Source organism: Tahibacter amnicola (genome assembly GCF_025398735.1).
GTDB classification, from domain to species: Bacteria; Pseudomonadota; Gammaproteobacteria; order Xanthomonadales; family Rhodanobacteraceae; genus Tahibacter; species Tahibacter amnicola.
Genome location: NZ_CP104694.1, coordinates 237,501 through 255,982, shown reverse-complemented (window position 1 = coordinate 255,982; position 18,482 = coordinate 237,501). Strand labels below are relative to the sequence as shown.

Sequence of the window (18,482 nt, the reverse complement as noted above, 5' to 3'; positions counted from 1 at the left end):
TGTCCTTTCGTCGGGCCGCCGACCACCGGCCGCCCACCAGTCGGACATTAGCGGCCGCGACGCCTGCGGGCGTCCGCTCGGCGCCGGCTTTCCCGTAAGCTATTGTCGCGAAATTGCGTAGGAATATTCTGATGGACGTTTCTTCCCTGGCGCAGCTGCGGATCCTGCTGGGCGTCTCGGGTGGTATAGCCGCCTACAAGGCCGCTGACCTGGTCCGCCGCCTCGTGGAGGCGGGGGCGCAGGTGCGTGTGGTCATGACCGAGTCGGCTGCACGCTTCGTCACGCCGCTGACGTTCCAGGCCCTGTCCGGTCACCCGGTGCGCCAGAGCCTGTGGGACGAGTCGGCGGAAGCAGCCATGGGGCACATCGAGCTGGCGCGCTGGGCGGACCAGATCCTCATCGCGCCGGCCTCGGCCGACCTGATCGCGCGTCTGGCGCAAGGCCAGGCGGACGACCTGCTGACGACCCTGTGCCTGGCCAGCGCCGCGCCGCTGGCGATCGCCCCGGCCATGAACCAGCAGATGTGGGCCCACGCGGCGACCCAGGCAAACGTTGCCGTGCTGCGCCAACGGAACGTCGCGGTGTTTGGCCCGGCATCCGGAGCCCAGGCGTGTGGCGAGATCGGTCCCGGCCGGTTGCTCGAACCGACCGAACTCGTGGCGGAGCTGGCGCGCCATCGCGCGCCCGGCATCCTGACGGGAGTCCGGGTGCTGGTCAGCGCAGGGCCGACGTTCGAAGACATCGACCCGGTGCGTTTCCTGGGCAATCGCAGTTCTGGCCGCATGGGTTTTGCCGTCGCCGAGGCAGCGGCTCGGCAGGGGGCGCAGGTCACCCTGGTGGCCGGGCCCGTCCATCTGCCGACGCCGGCCGGCGTGCGCCGGATCAATGTCCGCAGCGCCTGCGAGATGCATCGCGAAGTCATGGCCGCCGCCGCGAGCGCCGACATCTTCGTCGCCGCGGCGGCCGTCGGCGATTACCGCCCGGTCGCCGTGGCCGAGCACAAGATCAAGAAGCAGGGCGATGGCGGGATGACCCTCTGCCTGACCCAGAATCCGGACATCCTGGCAGAGGTCGCGGCGCTGCCGCGGCGGCCGTTCCTGGTCGGATTCGCCGCCGAAACCCAGGATGTCGAGGCGCATGCCCGCCTCAAGCTGGAAAAGAAGCGGCTGGACATGATTGCCGCCAATCGCGTCGGCGGCGGGCTGGGTTTCGAAGCCGACGACAACGCCCTCACGCTCATCGCCGCCGATGGTGCCGAACATCTGCCGACGGCGTCGAAGCGCGAACTCGCACGCAGTCTGATCGAGCGGATCACCGCACGCTTCAACGCTTCCCGCAGGGACGCCGCATGATCGACGTCGACATCAAAATCCTCGACCCGCGCCTGGGAACCGAATTTCCACTGCCGGCGTATGCCACGCCGGGTTCGGCCGGGCTTGATCTGCGGGCCCTGGTCGATGCGCCACTGGTGCTGGCGCCGGGCCAATCCGAGCTCGTCGCCACCGGGATGGCGATCCATATCAACGATGCAGGCTACTGCGCCGTGATCCTGCCGCGATCAGGTCTGGGGCACAAAAACGGTATTGTCCTTGGCAACCTCGTGGGCCTGATTGACGCCGACTACCAGGGACCGCTGATGATTTCGTGCTGGAACCGCTCCAATCAGCCCTTTACCATCGCGCCGGGAGACCGCATCGCGCAGCTGGTCTTCTTGCCAATCGCCCGCGCGGATTTTCGCCTGGTCAACGAATTCGTACCCACAGAACGCGGAGAGGGCGGCTTCGGCTCGTCCGGAACTGCGTGATTGCCGGCGCACGGAGTGCAGCGAATGAAGAATAGCAAGGCCGGTGCAACGGCAACCGTGGTCGAACCCGCGGCTGACACGACCCGCAAGTTCGCATTGCCCGACATCAACTGGAAGCGGGCCGCCCAGCTCGGAGCAGCGACGGCACTGATGATCGCCGCGGTGTTCTGCGGCTGGCAGGCGTTACAGCGGTGGCGTGATGCGGGCGCCCGTGCGGATCTGGCGCGATTGCGCCAGACCGAATCGGTGCGTCTGACCCAGGTCATCAAGGAAACGCACGACCGCCTGGCCGCAGCACTGGCCTCTGATGCTGTCGTGCGCCCGCTGGAGAACGGCGAGGCGGGCTTCGAGGAGGCGCGAACCGCGTTGCGTCTGGCGGTGCCGGAAATGAGCGAGGTCCAGTTCTTTGATCCCGATCTGCAGGCGGTGATCCGCGCGGATTTCCGCCAGTTCGGCTACGCCAAGGCGGCGCAGGTGATGAAGGCGCAGGGTGGCTCGGCTCCGGTGCAGTCCACGGTGATCGGCAAGTCCACGCGCGTGTTGTCCTTTGCCGAGGCGGTCAAGAAAGACGACCGGATCATCGCCGTCGCGTGGGTGGCCTTGCCCATGCAGCCCTTGCTCGACCAGTTTGCGTCGGCCGACGTGGCTCTCGGGCGCCTGGAACTGCGCCAGGGCGACGGCTCCAGCGGCGACCTGTTGCTGGTGGGTGTCGGCTCGGGCGAGCAGGAAGTGGTGATCGATCCCGGCATGCCGGTGGGCGGGACCACCTTCCGCGTTGCTGCCGTACCGCCGGGCCTGTACATCGTCGGCCCCGATAACCCCTGGTTGTTCCTGGTACTCAGCCTCGTCTTTGCTGGTGCCAGTGCGATGGCGCTGTGGCTGCGCAAGGTCGGCATTCAGGCAGGCCTGGAGAAACTCGGCGGGAAGCTTGGTTCGAAAACCTCCAAGGAGCCCGAGATCACGATGGCCGAAGCACTGCGTCAGGAACCCAAAGCCACGGTTCGCCCCGCCACTCCCCGTCCTGCAGTCACCGGTCACACCGGTGCCCCGCCGCCGCCGCCGGCCGCGCCGCGCCATGTGCACGGACTGGCCGTGGACCGCAGCATCTTCCGTGCGTACGACATTCGCGGCGTGATCGGCAAGACGCTCGACAAAGGCGTGGCGCGCCAGATCGGCCGTGCCATCGGCAGCGAAGGTATCGAGCGCGGGTTGCGTGAGATCGTGGTGGGCCGCGATGGCCGCCTGTCCGGTCCCGACATGACCGAAGGACTGATCGCCGGCCTGCGCGAGGCGGGCATGGATGTCATCGACCTGGGGCTCGTGCCGACCCCGCTGGTGTATTTCGCGACCTACCACCTCAATACCGGCTCGGGCGTATCGGTTACCGGTAGCCACAATCCGCCGGACTACAACGGGTTCAAGATTGTCCTGGGGGGCGAGACGCTCGCCGAACAGGCGATCCAGGGGCTCTATGAGCGCATCTCCGAGAACCGCTACACCAGCGGTAACGGCGGCCTGCAGCACATGGACGTCAAGGCGGACTACATCGACCGCGTCACCAGCGATATCCAGGTCGACCAGCGCCTGCGCGTGGTGATCGATTGCGGTAACGGTGTTCCGGGGGCGGTCGCGCCGCAGGTGCTCGAAGGCATCGGCTGCGATGTGATGCCGTTGTACTGCGAGGTGGACGGCGAATTCCCCAACCATCACCCGGATCCGTCCGACCTGCACAACCTGCGCGACCTGATTCTCACGGTCAAGCAGGTCAATGCCGATATCGGCCTTGCATTCGATGGCGACGGCGACCGTCTGGGCGTGGTGACGCGTCAGGGCGAGGTGATCTTCCCCGATCGCCTGCTGATGCTGTTTGCCAAGGATGTGCTGGTGCGCAATCCGGGCGCTTCGATCATTTATGACGTCAAGTGCACCGGCAAGCTTCAGCCGGAGATCCTCAAGCACGGCGGCAGCCCGGTGATGTGGAAGACCGGCCACTCGTTGATCAAGAGCAAGATGCGCGAGATCGAAGCGGAACTGGCCGGCGAGATGAGCGGCCACTTCTTCTTCAAGGAACGCTGGTACGGATTCGACGACGGTATCTACGCCGCGGCCCGCCTGATGGAAATTCTGGGCAGCGATCCGGAAGGACGCGATCCGCAGCAGATCTTCGACGCCCTGCCCAAGGGTGTGAGCACGCCGGAACTGAAAATCCCGATGGCCGAGGGCGAGCATTACCGCTTTATCGAGCGGTTCCGCGAAAAGGCCAGCTTCGAGGGCGCCCGCGTGACGACGATCGACGGCGTCCGCGCCGACTGGCCGGACGGATGGGGCCTGGTGCGTGCGTCCAATACCACGCCGATTCTGGTGCTGCGATTCGACGCGGACAACGAAACGGCGATGCTGCGGATCCAGGATGCCTACCGCAAGCAGCTGCAGGCCGTGGAGCCGAATATCAAGTTGCCGTTCTAGGGCCGGTCGTCTTCGCGAGCGGCGGTGAATCCGGAAAAGAAGAGGGGCGCCCAGTGGGCGCCCCTCTGCATTTGTGGCGTCAGCCAGCGGGCATCGGTGCCGCACCGGCGCTGGCGTCAGTGGTCCTTGGTGCGCGTCTTCAGTTCGCGGTAGTGCACCAGTTCGTTTTCCATCTGCTTGAGCATGGCGGCGCGATCGGCAGTGCGTTTTTCAAGAAAGGCCTTGTGGTCGGTCAGGCCTTTGCGAAGCTTGCTGATCTGGTTCTGGACGGTCTGCGGCACCGGCTTGCCTTCGCGCTCCTGTTCGGCGGCGTGGTTGAGCCGTTCGGCAAGGCTCTTTTCCTGGCTGGCGATACCGATCTCCGTGGCCTGGATGTTCTGGTCGATCAGGTCGATCTGCGCCTGCATCGCCTTGCGCAGGTCTTCTTCCGTCGGATAGGCCGCCAGCATCTGGGCGTCGTTCTTTGCCATTTCGTCCGCGGCGGCCTTTTCGGCGGCGACGCGGGCGGCTTCCACCTTGGCGGCGGCCAGTTCCTCTTCCGTCTTGGCGCGCTCCACGCGCTTGACCACCAGGCCCTGGCCGTTCACGACCTCATAGCCCAGCCGTGCGGCTTCCGGCGTGATTGCGTCGGCGTAGTGCAAAGCGCCCTTTTCGTCACGCCACTTGTAGCGCAGCCGCGTGGAGCTGCCGCCCTGGGCGTACGCCAGGCCGCCGACCAGGGACGCCACCAACAGCCCGACTATCGAGATTCGTACCGCTAAACGCATGGGTGTCTCCTCCTTCGGAGCAGTATAGGTGGCATGTGAACGTCCAGGCCGTGTCGCGGCGCGCGAATCGGCCGATATGCGTCATTCCGTGCCGTAGGCGGTGCGGTAGGCTTCCAGTCGCTCCCGCTCGGCCGCGAGCTCCGGTCGCTCCGCGGCCAGCGTGAGCAGGTCTGCCAGGCGCGCAATCGCAATAACGGGGATGCCAAATTCCGCAGTGACCTCCTGGGCGGCCGACAGATTGCCTTGCCCACGCTCCTGCCTATCCAATGCAATCAACACGCCAGCAGCCTGGGCGCCCTGGTCGCGGATCAGGGCCAGGGACTCGCGAATCGCCGTTCCGGCGGTGATCACGTCGTCCACGATCAGCACCCGGCCCTTGAGCGGCGCCCCGATCAGGTTGCCGCCCTCGCCGTGGGTCTTGGCTTCCTTGCGGTTGAAGGCGAAGGGCAGGTCGCGTCCGTGCTGCGTCGACAGCGCGATGGCGGTGGCCGAGGCCAGGGCGATGCCCTTGTAGGCCGGGCCGAACAGCATGTCGAAGGCGATGCCCGATTCGACCGCCGCAGTGGCATACGCCTGGCCGAGGCGATGCAGGGCGGCACCGCTGTCGATCAGTCCGGCGTTGAAGAAGTAGGGGCTGGTGCGGCCGCTCTTGAGGGTGAACTGTCCAAAGCGCAGAACCTGCCGCGCCAGTGCCAGGTCGAGAAAATCGCGTTGATGGTCGCGCATGGTGGCCTCCGGAAAAGGCGGAATTGTAGGCACCTGCCGGGGTGCTGCGGAGGGATGGAGCCGTGCGGCCGCCTACCGGTACCCATCCGGAAACGAATGGAGGACATGGTCAGGGTCGGCCGCCAGACGCGCCCAGGAGTTGCCTAAACACGCCCAAACGCGCTCTTCTATCGGGCCGGGCCCCCTAGCATGGGCCGCATGGTGCCAGACTTCACGATGACCGCCCTCAAACGCTTTTTCGCCTCGTCGACGCGGCTGTTCTGGGCGCTGCAATGCATTGGCTGGGCTGGCTATTTCGCGCTGAACTTCCTGGCGGCGATCGGCTACGGAAAACCGCCGAGCTACTACCGGGTGATCCTTGCCTCGACGCTGCTGGGTTTCGCCACATCGACACTGCTGCGCCTGGGCTACCGGGCGATCTGGGGCCTGCAGACCTGGCGCCTGATCGGTGCCGCGGCCTTGCTCCTGACCATCGCGACCGCGATCTACGCGCGCCTGTATGCCGAGGTGGTCTTCAGCTGGTGCCTGGATTGCCGCCCCTCGAGCCTGCTGGGTTACCTGGGCTATTTCGGCACGGCTTTCTACGTTTTCCTGTCGTGGAGTGGCCTGTACTTCGGCATCAAGTTTAGTCGCGAGATCGCGCACGAGCGCGAAACCGCCCTGCGCGCCAACGCGATGGCGCATGAAGCCCAGCTCAAGATGCTGCGCTACCAGCTCAATCCGCACTTCCTGTTCAACACGTTGAACGCTATCTCGACCCTGGTGCTGGACAACCAGAACGCCACCGCCAACCGCATGGTGAGCGGACTGTCGGCCTTCCTGCGCCATTCGCTGGATTCGGATCCGATGCAGCGCGTGACGCTCAACGACGAACTGGAGGCGGTGACCCGCTACCTGGGTATCGAGCAGCTGCGTTTCGGCGAGCGCCTGAATGTGAAAGTCGAGGCCAGCACCGAAGCACGGACAGCGCTGGTGCCCAGCCTGATCCTGCAGCCTCTGATTGAAAACAGCATCAAGTACGCCATCAGCCGCCGCATCGAGGGCGGTACGATTGCGATCCGCGCGCGCATCGACAATGCCATGCTTGAGATCCATATCGAGGACGATGGCCCGGGCCTGCCGGAAGGGCCCGCTTGCAACGGTCACGGCGTGGGTCTGGTGAATACGCGGGAAAGGCTGCGCGTGCTATATGGGAGCAACCAGTCCTTCGACGTGCGGAATCGGGCGACCGGCGGCGTCGAGGCGGTACTACGTCTTCCCTTTGATCCGACCAGCCAGACCAAATCATGATCCGTACCTTGATTGTCGACGACGAGCCGCTCGCGCGCCGGGGGCTTGAACTGCGCCTGGCCGCCTTCAGTGACATCAGCATCGTCGGCCAGGCCGGCAATGGGCGCGAAGCCGCACTCGCGGTGGCATCGCACCAGCCGGACCTGATGTTCCTCGACGTGCAGATGCCGGAAGTCGACGGGTTTGCCCTGCTCAAGTCGCTGCCTGCCGAACAGCTGCCGCTGACGGTGTTCGTCACGGCGTACGACCAGTACGCGCTCAACGCCTTCTCGACCTGCGCGGTGGATTACCTCCTCAAGCCGGTCGACGAATCACGCCTGGAACAGGCCCTGAAGACCGTCCGCGAGCGGTTGGCGGCGCGGGAGGCCGAACAGAATCGCGACCGTCTGCTGCGCCTGCTCGCGCGCGTGTCGGGCAAGCCGGAAATGAGCCTGGATGAGGCGCTGGCCCAGGAATCCACCCTCGGTGCCGGCCCCGCCGCGAAGCTCGCCATCAAGGACGGAAATCGCACGATCCGCCTGGACCCGGACTGCATTCGCTGGATCGACGCCGCGGGCGATTACCTGTGCATCCACACGAACACCGAGAACTTCGTCATCCGCGCCACCATGCGCGACATGGAACAGCGCCTGGATCCGCGCCGGTTCCAGCGGATCCACCGTTCCACCATCGTCAATCTCGATTGCGTGCGCGAGCTGCGTTCGCATCTGAACGGCGAATACTTCGTCACGCTGGATTCCGGCCACACGTTGAAGTTGTCGCGAAGCTACAAAGATAAAGTTCACTTGATGAACTAGTGTTCTTTGTGGCTATGCGCGGCGCACCGGTGCGCCGCGCTGGTCCGGCCGCGTCACTCGCTGCAGGTAAAAAGGCGCGTCCGCGCCGCAGATTCTGCCCCGGGCCCCGCTCGTAGCGAGCTCAAGGAACGTTTCGCCGCACCCGGGCGGCCGTTCACCGCAATCCACGCAACCTCTATGACCTCTGCCGCATCCGACCTTTGCGGGACGGGGCGAAGCTATGGCCGCACTCATCCCGGGAACGGGCTCCGGCGAGAGGTCTGCCATGAAATTGATTGAATCATCTTTGCGAAATCCGGTCGCCGTCGGCGTGACCGTGCTGCTGGTCTGCCTGTTTGGCCTTCTGAGTCTGGGCAAGCTGCCTTTGCAGCTGTTCCCGGACATCGAGCGTCCGCAGATCTCCATCAACACCTTCTGGCGATCCGCATCGCCGGAAGAAGTGGAGTCGGAACTGCTCGAACCCCAGGAGCGCGTGCTGCAGGGCCTGCCGGGACTGGAGGAGCTGGACGGCAATGCCGGCACCGGCAACAGCAACATCAACCTGACCTTCGCCATCGGCACGGACATGAAAAATGCCCTGGTCGAAGTGCTTGGACGCCTCAACCGCCTTCCGCCGCTGCCGCGCGACGCGGATCGCCCGGTCGTACAGATGGGCGCCGATGACTCCAACCAGTCGCTGACCTGGTTCTTCGTGCAGCTACTGCCGGGCACCGAAGGGCCGGTGAGCAAGTACCGCGAATACATCGAGGCGACGATCCGCCCGCGCCTGGAGGCCGTGCCGGGCGTCGCCGGTGTGAACATCAATGCCGGCCCGCCGGATGAAGTGCGCATCACCGTGGACCTGGCCAAGGCTGCGGCGATGGGCGTTTCGATCACCGACATCGCCGCGCGTGCCGCCAGCGCCACCGACGTCTCCGGCGGCCAGGTGGAAGTGGGCCGCCGTCAGTTCACCCTGCGCTTTACCGGCCGCTACACACCGGACCAGCTGGGCGAGATGGTGCTGTCCTGGCGCGACGGCAAGCCGATCAAGCTGGGGGATGTGGCCACGATCGAGGTGCGTCCGCCGGAACAGCAGTTCTTCGCCTACCAGAACGGCAATCCGGCGATCGGGCTGCAGATCCTGCGCCAGAGCGGCGCTAACGTCCTGGGCACGCTCAATGAGGTAAAGGCGGTCGTCGCCGAGCTGCGTGACGGACCGCTCAAGGCCCAGGGGCTGGGCATCGAACAGTCCTTCGATTCGGGCCTGTTCATCAATCGCGCCGTGGGTCTTCTGACCGAGAACCTGATCGTGGGCGCGCTGCTGGCCCTGATCTGCGTGTGGTGGTTCATGCGGGACGGGCGTGCAACCCTGCTGATTGCCACCTCGATTCCGATCTGCCTGCTGGCCACCTTCATCGTGCTGCAGCTGACCGGCCGCAGCCTCAACGTCATCTCGCTGGCCGGCCTCGCCTTCGCGGTGGGCATGGTGGTGGAGGGCGCGATTGTCGTCTCGGGCAACATCATCCGCCTGAAGGAAACGGGGCAGACGCCGTTCGAGGCGGCCCTGGCCGGTGCGCGCCAGGTGGTGCCGGCCCTGTTTGCCTCGACGGTCACCACGATCGCCGTGTTCCTTCCGGTGCTGTTCCTGCAGGACGTCGAAGGCCAGATTTTTGCCGACCTTGCCCTGACGATCTCGATTGCCGTCGCGATTTCGATCGTCGTGGCGCTGACGGTGCTGCCGGCAGCGGCCGGCGGCTGGCTCAAGGCCAAGAAGCTGTCGTCCGGCTACGGCGACGGATGGCCGGGCCTGACCGAATGGATCATCCGCTGGACCGATTCGCGCCCAAAGCAGCTGGGCTGGGTTGCTGCACTCCTGGTAGCGCCGTTGATTCTGTGCTGGGTGTTCCTGCCGCGGCTGGACTACCTGCCGCCGGTCAAGCGTGCCGCAATCGACGCCTTCTTCAATTTCCCCCCGGCATGAGCCCCGAAGCGGTCAATCGCGAGATCGCGCCGGTCATCCTGGAGCGCCTGCAGCCTTACATGAAGGGCGAGAAGCAGCCGCAGCTGAAGAACTACTACCTGCTGCTGTGGCCGGGCGGAGGCACCATTGGTGCGCGCGTGGTGGACGAAAAACGCATCGGCGAACTGGAACAGATCATTCGCAACGAGGTAGTGCAGGGCCTGCCGGATACGCGTGCCTTTGCCACCGAGGGGGATCTCTTCGGCGGCTTTGGTGGATCGGTGCGTTCGGTCGCGATGCACCTGCAGAGCGACGACACCGCCGCGCTCGAGCGCGCGGCAGAGCAGGGACGCCAGTTGCTGGAGAAGAAATTCCCCGGGGCCAGCGTTCAGGCCTTCCCCAATACCGACGCCGTCCAGAGTGAACTGCACGCCGTGCCCAACGACCGGCGCATCGCCGAAGCCGGCTGGGATCGCACCGCGGTCGGCACCGTCGTGCGTGCCGTCGGCGATGGCGCCTGGCTGGGCGAGTATTTCAACGGCGAAACGCGCGTGCCGATCATCCTGCGTGCCAGTGCCGGGCAATCGCCGGAACAGCTGGCCGAGGCGCCGCTGGTCACGCCGTCGGGCCAGATCGTGCCGCTGGGTGACCTGGTTTCGCTCAACAGCGTTATCGGTCCGACCCAGATCCGTCGACTCGACCACCGCCGCACGATCACCCTGACCGTGGACCCGCCGCCCAACCTGTCGCTGGAAGATGCGTTGGCGACCCTGGAAAAGGACGTGGTGCCCGCGATCAAGGCAACCCTGCCCGCCGACGGTACCGTGCGCATGGCCGGCAGCGCCGACCGCCTGCAGCAGGTGGTGCAGACCATGGCGACCAACTTCGGACTGGCGTTGCTGGTGCTGTTCCTGATCATGGCGGCACTGTTCAAGTCCGTGCGCGAGGCCGCGATCGTGATGCTGACCGTGCCGCTGGCGCTCATCGGCGGCATGGTCGGATTGCGCGCGCTGGGGCTGTTCGCGTTCCAGCCGCTGGACCTTCTGTCGATGATCGGCTTCGTGATGATGATCGGCGTGATCGTCAATCACGCCATCCTGCTGGTCGATCTCACCCGGGAGGCCCAGCTCAGCGGCCACTCGCTGGAAGATTCCATCCGGATCGGCCTCAACCAGCGCCTGCGCGCGATTCTCGCCTCCACCCTGACCGGTGCTCTCGGCGCGCTGCCGATGGCGGTCAATCCCGGCCCGGGCAGCGTCATCTACCGCGGCCTGGCGGCGGTGAACGTCGGCGGCGTCGTGATCAGCCTCGTCTTTTCGTTGTTGTTGTTGCCCAGCCTGATGCGCCTGGCGCACTGGCCGAAGAAGAAGCCCGCGGACGCGGCACCGGTGCGCGATGAGAACGCACCCAGTTATCCACGCGCGGCCTGAGCAAACGGGGAGTACCCATGAAAACCACGTCCATGAAAACAGTCACTTTCTCGTTCCTCATCGCCAGCCTTGCGGCCGTGCCGTTCGCCTTCACCCAGGCCCAGGACAAGGCGCCGGAAAAGGCACCCGCCCCGCCGCCGGCCACCGTCGCCGTCGGCGAGGCCACCACCACGGCGCTGGCGCCCACGCGCTGGGTGCCGGGCAGTGTCGTGAGCCGCGAAGACGCCAAGATCGCCGGCGTGGCGGCCGGCCGCGTCATGGAGATCGCCGAAGTCGGCACCGTCGTCAAACGTGGCGATCGGCTGGCCAAGCTCGATGACGTCGCCCTGCGCCTGCGCCTGGAAAGCGCGAAAGCCAGCGCCGGACGCGCGAAGGCTCAGCGTGATCTGGCCAGCACCCAGGCCACGCGCCTGGCCAAGCTCGCACCCGGCAACGCCGTCGCGCAGACCCAGCTCGACGAGGCGAACGCCACGCTCGAAAGCGCCAGCCAGGAGCTCGCCCGTGCCGATGCGGAACGGCGCAGCATCGAGCACGCGCTGTCGGAAACCGACATCCGCGCACCGTTCGACGGCGTGGTGAGCGAACGCTTTGTACAGCGGGGCGAATACCTGCAGACCGGCGGCCCGGTGGTGCACCTGGTCAACACCGAAAACCTCGAGGCGCGCGTGCAGGCCCCGCTGGATCTTGCGCCCCACCTGCGTGCCGGGCAGGAGCTGCAGATCCGTCTCAAGGGCGCCAGCCAGCCTGCCAGCGTCCGCGCCATCGTGCCGGTGGGCGACGAACGCTCGCGCCAGTTCGAGCTGCGTGTCAGCCTGCCGGAGGAATTCGCACTGGTCGGCACCGCGGTCGAAGTCGCTCTGCCCGAATCCCAGGGAACAGCCGGGCTGACCGTGCCGCGTGACGCCCTGGTGCTGCGCGAATCGCACACCTATGTCATGCGGGTGAAACCGGACAACACCGCCGAACAGGTCGAAGTGAAGGCCGGCGTGGCGCGTGACGCCCGTGTGGAAGTCAGCGGTGCCCTGGCCGCCGGAGATCGGGTCGTGGTGCGCGGTGCCGAGCGCCTGCGGGCCGGTCAGTCGGTGCGTATCGTCGGCAGCTGAGCCGGTCTGCGTGCATGCCGTCCGGCGCTTGGCGTCGCCGGGCGGGCCCGCTACCCTGCGCGCTTTGCGGCTGCAGGTTGATGGAGCATGCGTATCGTCAGTTTCAACGCCAACGGCATCCGTTCGGCGGCGACCAAGGGATTCTTCGATTGGCTGGCCACGCACAAGCCGGACATTCTCTGCCTGCAGGAAACCAAGGCGCAGGAACACCAGCTGGCCGACGCCCAGTTCCGGCCCAAGGGCTATCACACGTATTTCCGTGACGCGACGACCAAGAAGGGTTACAGCGGCGTCGCGATCTACAGCCGCCAGGAACCCGATGAAGTCCGCACCAGTCTGGGCTGGGCGCCCTTCGATGACGAAGGCCGCTACATCGAGGCCCGCTACGGCAACCTGAGCGTCGTTTCACTGTACGTGCCGTCGGGCTCGTCGGGTGATGAACGCCAGCAGTTCAAGTTCAAGGCCATGGAGTGGATCATGCCGATCTTCGACAGCTGGCTGGCGAGTGGCCGCGATTATGTGATTTGTGGCGATTGGAACATTGTCCACACGCGCAACGACATCAAGAACTGGACCTCGAACCAGAAAAACTCCGGCTGCCTGCCCGAAGAGCGCGCCTGGCTGGACGAGCTGTTTCTCAAGCGCGGCTGGGTTGACAGTTACCGCTGCATGAAGCCGGAGGGCTGCGACTACACCTGGTGGTCCAATCGCGGCCAGGCCCGGGCCAACGACGTGGGGTGGCGGATTGACTACCAGGTCGTGACCCCGTCGCTCAAGGCGCGACTGAAGTCCTGCGAGATCCTGCGCGAACCGCGGTTCTCCGACCACGCGCCCTATACGGTGGACTACGCGCCGGAACCCGGGAGCGCCCGGTGAGTGCACGGCCGGAGTCCCTGGCCCGGGAATCCGGCTTTTCGCGGTTGCGGCGGGCGTTCGCGCAACCGGCCGCACTGACGCTGTGTTTCCTGGGTTTCGGCGCCGGCCTGCCGTTCCTGCTGGTCGGCGTGACCCTGGGCTACTGGTTCCGGGAAGCGGGCCTGAGCCTGGGTTCCATCGGCCTGGTCAGCTACATCTCCCTGCTGTACGTCCTGAAATTTTTCTGGGCGCCGCTGCTGGACCGCTATCGGGCGCCCCTGTTCGGACGTCTGGGGCGTCGCCGGGGCTGGCTGGTGCTGTCGCAGTTGGGTGTGGTCCTCGGCCTCGTCGGAATGGCGATGGTCGGTCCGACCGGTCAGCTGCCCCTCTTCCTCACATTCCTGGCGCTGACCACCTTTGCCGGCGCGACCCAGGACAGCGTCGTCGATGCCTACCGCATCGACGTGGCCGCGCAGGAAGACCAGGCCGCCCTGGTCACCACCTATAGCTTTGGTTATCGATTCGGGCTGATCGCCGGCGGCGCCGGGGCACTTTATGCCGCCCAGTGGCTGGATTGGCAGCGCACCTATCTGATTGAAGCATCGTTGATGCTGCTGCCGCTGTTGGCGATCGTGCTGTCGCGCGAGCCGGCCGCCGCCGTCGCGACGGAGCAACCGATCGACCAGCCGTTGGTCGACCAATTGGCACGCGGCGGGATGCCCCGGGGGCTGGCCGGTGTCCTGGTGGCCTACCTGGCACCGATCATCGCGTTCTTCCGGTCCAATGGCAGCGCACTGGCGCTGACGCTCCTGCTCTTCGTCGGCTTGTACAAGCTGCCGGACCAGATGATCGGCGTGATGGCCGGGCCGTTCTACCTCGACAGCGGATTCACCAAGGCACAGATCGCCACCGTCTCGAAGCTGTACGGCGTGTGGCTGGGCCTGGCGGGAGCGACCCTCGGCGGGGTTGCGGCGACGCTGTGGCCGATCCGTCGTGGCCTGCTGGTAGCCGCCTTCGGTGTTGCCCTGTCGAACTTTGCCTTTCTGCTGATGTGGCTCTTCCCGCAGCAGTTGTGGGCCTTCGTCGCGGCGATTTCGGCCGACAATTTTTGCCAGGGCTTCGCCGGAACGGTCCTGGTGGCTTTCATGTCGGGCCTGGCGGACCGCCGGTTCAGTGCTACCCAGTACGCACTCCTGAGCTCGCTGGCCAACCTTCCGGGCAAGCTGATTGGGGGTGTCTCCGGGTTTTTTGTCGAATCCTTTGGCTACGCGGCGTTTTTCGCCTTCAGCGCGCTGTCGATCATCCCTACGCTGTGGATATTCGCCCGCCTGCGCCATTGGATGGAACGTGATCGAGTCGACGGCTGAAATTGACCACACTTGCTGCGAGAATGCGGATACAGGGGCATGGTCGACAGCGTTTGAAATAGGGACGAACGTGCCGGATATTCTTGTACGCCACATCGATGACACGCTTGCCGAGCGCATCAAGGAGATCGCTCGCGAACACCAATGGTCGATCAACGAGGCGATCCTGCACGCCTTGCGTCGCGGCGTGGGCCTTTCCGAGGATGACATCGCCCGGCGCGAGCTGCATGACATCGCCGTGCTCAGCGGAACCTGGGAGTCGAATGAAACGGCGGCGTTTCGCGCTGCCCTGGAAGCCTTCGAACGGGTCGCCGGCAAACCCCTGTTCACCGACGACGGCGAATAGTCACCCGCCGTCGTAGACGGCTCCCAGCACCCGGTCGCCGATCGCGCCCGTCACCGACGTGCGGCTGCCGGGCTGGCGCTCCAGCCGCTGCCGGGCCAGCCAGGCGAACGCCATGGCCTCCAGGAAATCCGGATCCACGCCGCAGGCGGCGGTACTCTCGACGTTGGCCGGCGCCAGCGATTCAGTCAGCGCGCGCATCAGCGCACCGTTATGCACGCCGCCGCCACAGACGAGCACCTCCCTGGTGCCGGGCGCATCCCGTCGAATCGCATCGGCCACGCTGCGCACAGTCAGGGCGAGCAACGTCGCCTGCACATCGACTGGCTGACGTTGCTGCCCGCCAAGGGCGCGGTCGAGCCAGTCGAGGTTGAATACTTCGCGGCCACTGCTCTTGGGGCCGGCCAGGGCAAAGTAGGGGTCCGCCAGCAGGTCGGCCAGGAGCCCCTGATCAACCATTCCCTGTGCCGCCCAGCGCCCGCCGTCGTCCCGATGCGTGCCCTGGTGCCGCTCGGCCCAGGCGTCGAGCAGACAGTTGGCGGGGCCGGTGTCGAACCCGCGTACATCGGTCGACGGGCCCGACGGCAGCAAGGTCACATTGGCGATGCCGCCGAGATTGAGAACGGCACGGTCGTGCGTGGGATGACGCAGCACCGCGGCGTGAAATATCGGCACCAGTGGGGCGCCCTGGCCGCCGGCCGCGACGTCGCGGCGGCGGAAGTCTGCCACGGTGGTTATGCCGGTGCGCTCGGCGATGGTGTTGGGGTCGCCGATCTGCAGGGTGAAGGGTGCGGTGCCGCCGGGCCGGTGCCGGATGGTCTGCCCATGCGATCCGATGGCGCGGATTGCGGCCGCGGGCACCCCTGCATCGGACAGGGCCGCCAGCGCGGCGTCGGCGAAGACGCGGCCGATTTCCACGTCGAGCTGTCCGAGCTCGTCCAGGTTCACATGGACGGCATCGCGCGCCAACGCCAGAACGCGCCGGCGCAGGTCAGGCGGGTAGGGGAATGCTGCGGTGGCGACGCACTCGGGTGTCGGCGTGAACCGGCACAGCGCCACGTCGATGGCGTCCGCGCTGGTTCCGGAGATCAGGCCGAGAAAAAACGGGGTGTCGGCCACGCTTACTTGCTGGCAGAAGCCAGGCGTGTGTCTTCGAGCATCTTCAGCTGCGCCAGCATCGGCTGGGTCACGCCACGGAACTTCGCCAGCTCGCTGGCCGGCAGCGGCTCGGGCTTGGGCAGGGTGACGCTGAGCGGGTCGCGATGGGCGCCATCGAGACGGAATTCGTAGTGCAGGTGCGGCCCGGTCGCCAGGCCCGTGGCGCCGACGTAGCCGATCAACTGGCCCTGGCGGACGCGCTGGCCGTTGGACAAGCCGGCGGCGAACCGCGACATGTGGCCGTACAGGGTGCTGTAGCGGCCCGCGTGCTGGAGGATCACGACATTGCCGAAGCCGCTCTTCTGGCCGCGGAACTCGACCTTTCCGTCGCCTGCGGCATAAATGGGCGTGCCCGAGGGCGCCGCGTAGTCCACGCCCTTGTGCGCGCGCATCTTGCCCAGTACCGGATGCATGCGGCCCGCGCTGAAGCGCGAGGAGATACGGGTGAACTCTACCGGCGTGCGCAGGAACGAGGTTCTGAGCGGCCGGCCTTCCTCGTTGTAGAACGACACCGTGCCGTCGGCCGTTTCGTAGCGAAACGCGGTGTAGCGCTGTCCGGCGTTGATGAACGTGGCGCCGAGGATTTCACCATCCCGCAGGCGTTCGCCTTCGCGATAGACATCGTTATAGATGACGGTGAAGCTGTCGCCGACGCGCAGGTCCTGCGCGAAATCGATGTCGTAGCCGAATGCCTGGGCCAGTTTGAGCGTCATCGAGTCGGACATGCCGGCCTGGTCACCGGCCTCGAACAGCGAGCTTCTGATCACACCGTGCGCGACGTGGACGCGACGCTCGAGCGCGCGCTCGACGATCTCGGTGTGGACTTCCTTTTCATCGAGCGTCAGGACAACGCGGGTGTGATCGTCGCGATCAAAGCGTAGGGTGCTCAGGCGGCCGTCCGCGCGTTTGAATGCGAACTCGTCGCCGGGATGAATGCGGCGGAAAGCGCCGTTGTCGACCTTCGCGTCGACCACGCGTTGGAGGCAGGTCGGCGAAAGCCCGTGCTCGTGGAAAATGTCGGCGAGTGACTGGCCCGGACGTACGGTGACGACCGTCCAGGGGTCTTCCCCCATCCCCGGCATCATGCCGGCCTGCACAAGCCCCGCTTCGGCACCGTCGGCGGCATGGATGGCATCGGACGTCAGCGGCGGCAACGGTATCGAGACGGTGGTGACCGGCGGGAGCTCGTCGTGACGCATCGCGTTGGCCCAGGTCGGCATCACCAGGCCGGCGACGATGGTCAGCGCGACGGCAACGCTGGCGAGGATCCAATGTTCGCGGCGCCAGCTGATCGGCACGACCGACACATTTTTCGCCAGGGCCCAATTCCGGCACTTCGAGTAAAAATGAAAATGTTTACGAAGTGCGCGCCGCCGCAATGCCAGGCGGCGGTTGGTGCGGCGGGTGCTGGAATGTGCGGCTGGGGTCTCGGTCACGTTCGCATTCCGACAAAACGGAACGTACCATAGCCGCGTCATTCGAATCCCGTCAACGCCAGCATTGGCGCGGGTTTGCAAGGATCTCGGTGGTTAACGAATAATTAACTGCCACCCCCTCTTATTTAACGAACCAGACGTCTGGACGGCCAGAAATGCAAAGGCTGTCCGGGCTGGCCTGCTATCCGGAGAGTTACGCCGATGTCCCAGCTACAGGAAGCGCTTGACCTGATCGGTCGCGGTGCGGAAGAAATCATCAAGCGCGAAGACCTGGAATCCCGGCTCAAGCTGGGCCGTCCTCTGCGCATCAAGGCCGGCTTCGATCCCACTGCGCCCGACCTGCATCTGGGTCATACGGTGCTGCTCAACAAGATGCGGCAATTCCAGGACCTCGGGCACCAGGTCATCTTCCTGATTGGCGACTTCACCGGAATGATCGGTGACCCGACCGGCAAGAATGTCACGCGCAAGCCGCTGAGCCGCGCGGACATCGAGGCCAATGCGGAGACGTACGCCGAGCAGGTCTTCAAGGTGCTGGACAAGGAACGCACGGAAGTGCGGTTCAATTCCGAGTGGTTTGGCCAGATGTCCGCAGCTGACATGATCAAGCTGGCGGCCAGGCACACTGTCGCCCGCATGCTCGAACGCGACGATTTCCAGAAGCGCTACCGGAACGAACAGCCGATCGCCATCCACGAGTTCCTGTATCCCCTGGTGCAGGGCTACGACTCAGTGGCGCTCAAGGCTGACGTCGAGCTGGGCGGCACTGACCAGAAGTTCAACCTCCTGGTGGGACGCCAGTTGCAGGAGGAAGCCGGACAGCTGCCGCAGATCGTGCTGACCATGCCGTTGCTGGAAGGTACCGACGGCGTCAACAAGATGTCGAAGTCGCTGGGCAACTACATCGGCATCAATGAGCCGCCCAACGAAATCTTCGGCAAGGTAATGCGTCTGTCCGACGATCTGATGTGGCGCTACTTCGAGCTGCTGTCGTTCGAGAA

General features: G+C 65.7%; 16 protein-coding genes (1 of these 16 only partly in view). 12 read left to right on the top strand and 4 right to left on the bottom strand.

Features of this window, described 5'->3' with window-relative positions:
• The first annotated feature begins 131 nt into the window (after positions 1–131).
• Genes coaBC through N4264_RS25640 form a run of 3 tightly spaced genes read left to right on the top strand, consistent with a single transcriptional unit; the run spans position 132 to position 4,270 of the window.
• On the top strand, positions 132–1,352 hold the full coding sequence (gene coaBC, locus N4264_RS00975; protein WP_261695212.1) for a bifunctional phosphopantothenoylcysteine decarboxylase/phosphopantothenate--cysteine ligase CoaBC: 1,221 nt from the start codon (positions 132–134) through the stop codon (positions 1,350–1,352).
• Entirely contained in the window at positions 1,349–1,804 is a 456-nt protein-coding gene (dut, locus tag N4264_RS00970) for a dUTP diphosphatase (RefSeq protein ID WP_261695211.1), read from the top strand. The genes coaBC and dut overlap by 4 nt, the downstream gene beginning before the upstream one ends.
• A 24-nt stretch (positions 1,805–1,828) precedes the next feature.
• Positions 1,829–4,270: a phosphomannomutase/phosphoglucomutase gene (locus tag N4264_RS25640; protein ID WP_282563028.1), complete on the top strand. Its 2,442-nt coding sequence runs from the start codon at positions 1,829–1,831 to the stop codon at positions 4,268–4,270.
• Between the two features lie 116 nt (positions 4,271–4,386).
• On the opposite strand, the gene N4264_RS00960 is transcribed toward N4264_RS25640, so the two are convergent.
• Both N4264_RS00960 and pyrE read right to left on the bottom strand, forming a co-directional pair.
• Positions 4,387–5,037 (bottom strand): DUF4124 domain-containing protein, encoded by a 651-nt coding sequence (locus N4264_RS00960; RefSeq protein WP_261695210.1) that lies wholly within the window; start codon positions 5,035–5,037, stop codon positions 4,387–4,389.
• Positions 5,038–5,118: 81 nt separating this feature from the next.
• A complete protein-coding gene (gene pyrE / locus N4264_RS00955) occupies positions 5,119–5,763 on the bottom strand; it encodes an orotate phosphoribosyltransferase (RefSeq protein ID WP_261695209.1) in 645 nt (214 codons plus the stop codon).
• Positions 5,764–5,979: 216 nt separating this feature from the next.
• Between pyrE and N4264_RS00950 the strand changes: the two genes are divergently transcribed.
• The 8 genes from N4264_RS00950 (at position 5,980) to N4264_RS00915 (ending at position 14,890) form a co-directional block, all read left to right on the top strand.
• A complete protein-coding gene (locus N4264_RS00950) occupies positions 5,980–7,053 on the top strand; it encodes a sensor histidine kinase (RefSeq protein ID WP_261695208.1) in 1,074 nt (357 codons plus the stop codon).
• Complete coding sequence (locus tag N4264_RS00945; protein ID WP_261695207.1) at positions 7,050–7,850, top strand: LytR/AlgR family response regulator transcription factor; 801 nt, start codon at positions 7,050–7,052, stop codon at positions 7,848–7,850. The genes N4264_RS00950 and N4264_RS00945 overlap by 4 nt, the downstream gene beginning before the upstream one ends.
• Positions 7,851–8,115: 265 nt before the next feature.
• Positions 8,116–9,810, top strand: coding sequence for an efflux RND transporter permease subunit (locus N4264_RS00940; RefSeq protein WP_261695206.1), 1,695 nt, complete (start codon positions 8,116–8,118; stop codon positions 9,808–9,810).
• Positions 9,807–11,219, top strand: coding sequence for an efflux RND transporter permease subunit (locus tag N4264_RS00935; protein ID WP_261695205.1), 1,413 nt, complete (start codon positions 9,807–9,809; stop codon positions 11,217–11,219). Before N4264_RS00940 ends, N4264_RS00935 begins: the two co-directional genes overlap by 4 nt.
• Before the next feature lie 32 nt (positions 11,220–11,251).
• Positions 11,252–12,322 carry an efflux RND transporter periplasmic adaptor subunit gene (locus N4264_RS00930; RefSeq protein ID WP_261695204.1) on the top strand — a complete coding sequence of 357 codons (1,071 nt, stop codon included), beginning with the start codon at positions 11,252–11,254 and terminating at the stop codon, positions 12,320–12,322.
• Between the two features lie 87 nt (positions 12,323–12,409).
• Complete coding sequence (locus N4264_RS00925; protein WP_261695203.1) at positions 12,410–13,198, top strand: exodeoxyribonuclease III; 789 nt, start codon at positions 12,410–12,412, stop codon at positions 13,196–13,198.
• Positions 13,195–14,544 (top strand): AmpG family muropeptide MFS transporter, encoded by a 1,350-nt coding sequence (locus N4264_RS00920; protein WP_261695202.1) that lies wholly within the window; start codon positions 13,195–13,197, stop codon positions 14,542–14,544. The genes N4264_RS00925 and N4264_RS00920 overlap by 4 nt, the downstream gene beginning before the upstream one ends.
• A gap of 70 nt (positions 14,545–14,614) precedes the next feature.
• Positions 14,615–14,890, top strand: coding sequence for a hypothetical protein (locus tag N4264_RS00915; RefSeq protein ID WP_261695201.1), 276 nt, complete (start codon positions 14,615–14,617; stop codon positions 14,888–14,890).
• On the opposite strand, the gene N4264_RS00910 is transcribed toward N4264_RS00915, so the two are convergent.
• Together N4264_RS00910 and N4264_RS00905 are read right to left on the bottom strand one after the other, a co-directional pair.
• Positions 14,891–16,006, bottom strand: a complete 1,116-nt coding sequence (locus N4264_RS00910) for an anhydro-N-acetylmuramic acid kinase (RefSeq protein ID WP_261695200.1) — start codon at positions 16,004–16,006, stop codon at positions 14,891–14,893.
• A 2-nt stretch (positions 16,007–16,008) separates the two neighbouring features.
• Positions 16,009–17,343: an OapA family protein gene (locus tag N4264_RS00905; protein ID WP_261695199.1), complete on the bottom strand. Its 1,335-nt coding sequence runs from the start codon at positions 17,341–17,343 to the stop codon at positions 16,009–16,011.
• A gap of 339 nt (positions 17,344–17,682) precedes the next feature.
• Here N4264_RS00905 and tyrS point away from each other — a divergent pair, with 339 nt between their 5' ends.
• On the top strand, positions 17,683–18,482 hold the 5' portion of the coding sequence (gene tyrS / locus N4264_RS00900; protein ID WP_261695198.1) for a tyrosine--tRNA ligase. It continues 412 nt past the right edge of the window; only the first 800 of its 1,212 coding nucleotides appear in the window; it begins with the start codon at positions 17,683–17,685; its stop codon lies off the right edge, out of view.

Coding starts and splice junctions, on each gene's coding strand:
- coaBC (WP_261695212.1), top strand. CDS start 132: ATGGACGTTTCTTCCCTGGCGCAGCTGCGGATCCTGCTGGGCGTCTCG.
- dut (WP_261695211.1), top strand. CDS start 1,349: ATGATCGACGTCGACATCAAAATCCTCGACCCGCGCCTGGGAACCGAA.
- N4264_RS25640 (WP_282563028.1), top strand. CDS start 1,829: ATGAAGAATAGCAAGGCCGGTGCAACGGCAACCGTGGTCGAACCCGCG.
- N4264_RS00960 (WP_261695210.1), bottom strand. CDS start 5,037: ATGCGTTTAGCGGTACGAATCTCGATAGTCGGGCTGTTGGTGGCGTCC.
- pyrE (WP_261695209.1), bottom strand. CDS start 5,763: ATGCGCGACCATCAACGCGATTTTCTCGACCTGGCACTGGCGCGGCAG.
- N4264_RS00950 (WP_261695208.1), top strand. CDS start 5,980: ATGACCGCCCTCAAACGCTTTTTCGCCTCGTCGACGCGGCTGTTCTGG.
- N4264_RS00945 (WP_261695207.1), top strand. CDS start 7,050: ATGATCCGTACCTTGATTGTCGACGACGAGCCGCTCGCGCGCCGGGGG.
- N4264_RS00940 (WP_261695206.1), top strand. CDS start 8,116: ATGAAATTGATTGAATCATCTTTGCGAAATCCGGTCGCCGTCGGCGTG.
- N4264_RS00935 (WP_261695205.1), top strand. CDS start 9,807: ATGAGCCCCGAAGCGGTCAATCGCGAGATCGCGCCGGTCATCCTGGAG.
- N4264_RS00930 (WP_261695204.1), top strand. CDS start 11,252: ATGAAAACAGTCACTTTCTCGTTCCTCATCGCCAGCCTTGCGGCCGTG.
- N4264_RS00925 (WP_261695203.1), top strand. CDS start 12,410: ATGCGTATCGTCAGTTTCAACGCCAACGGCATCCGTTCGGCGGCGACC.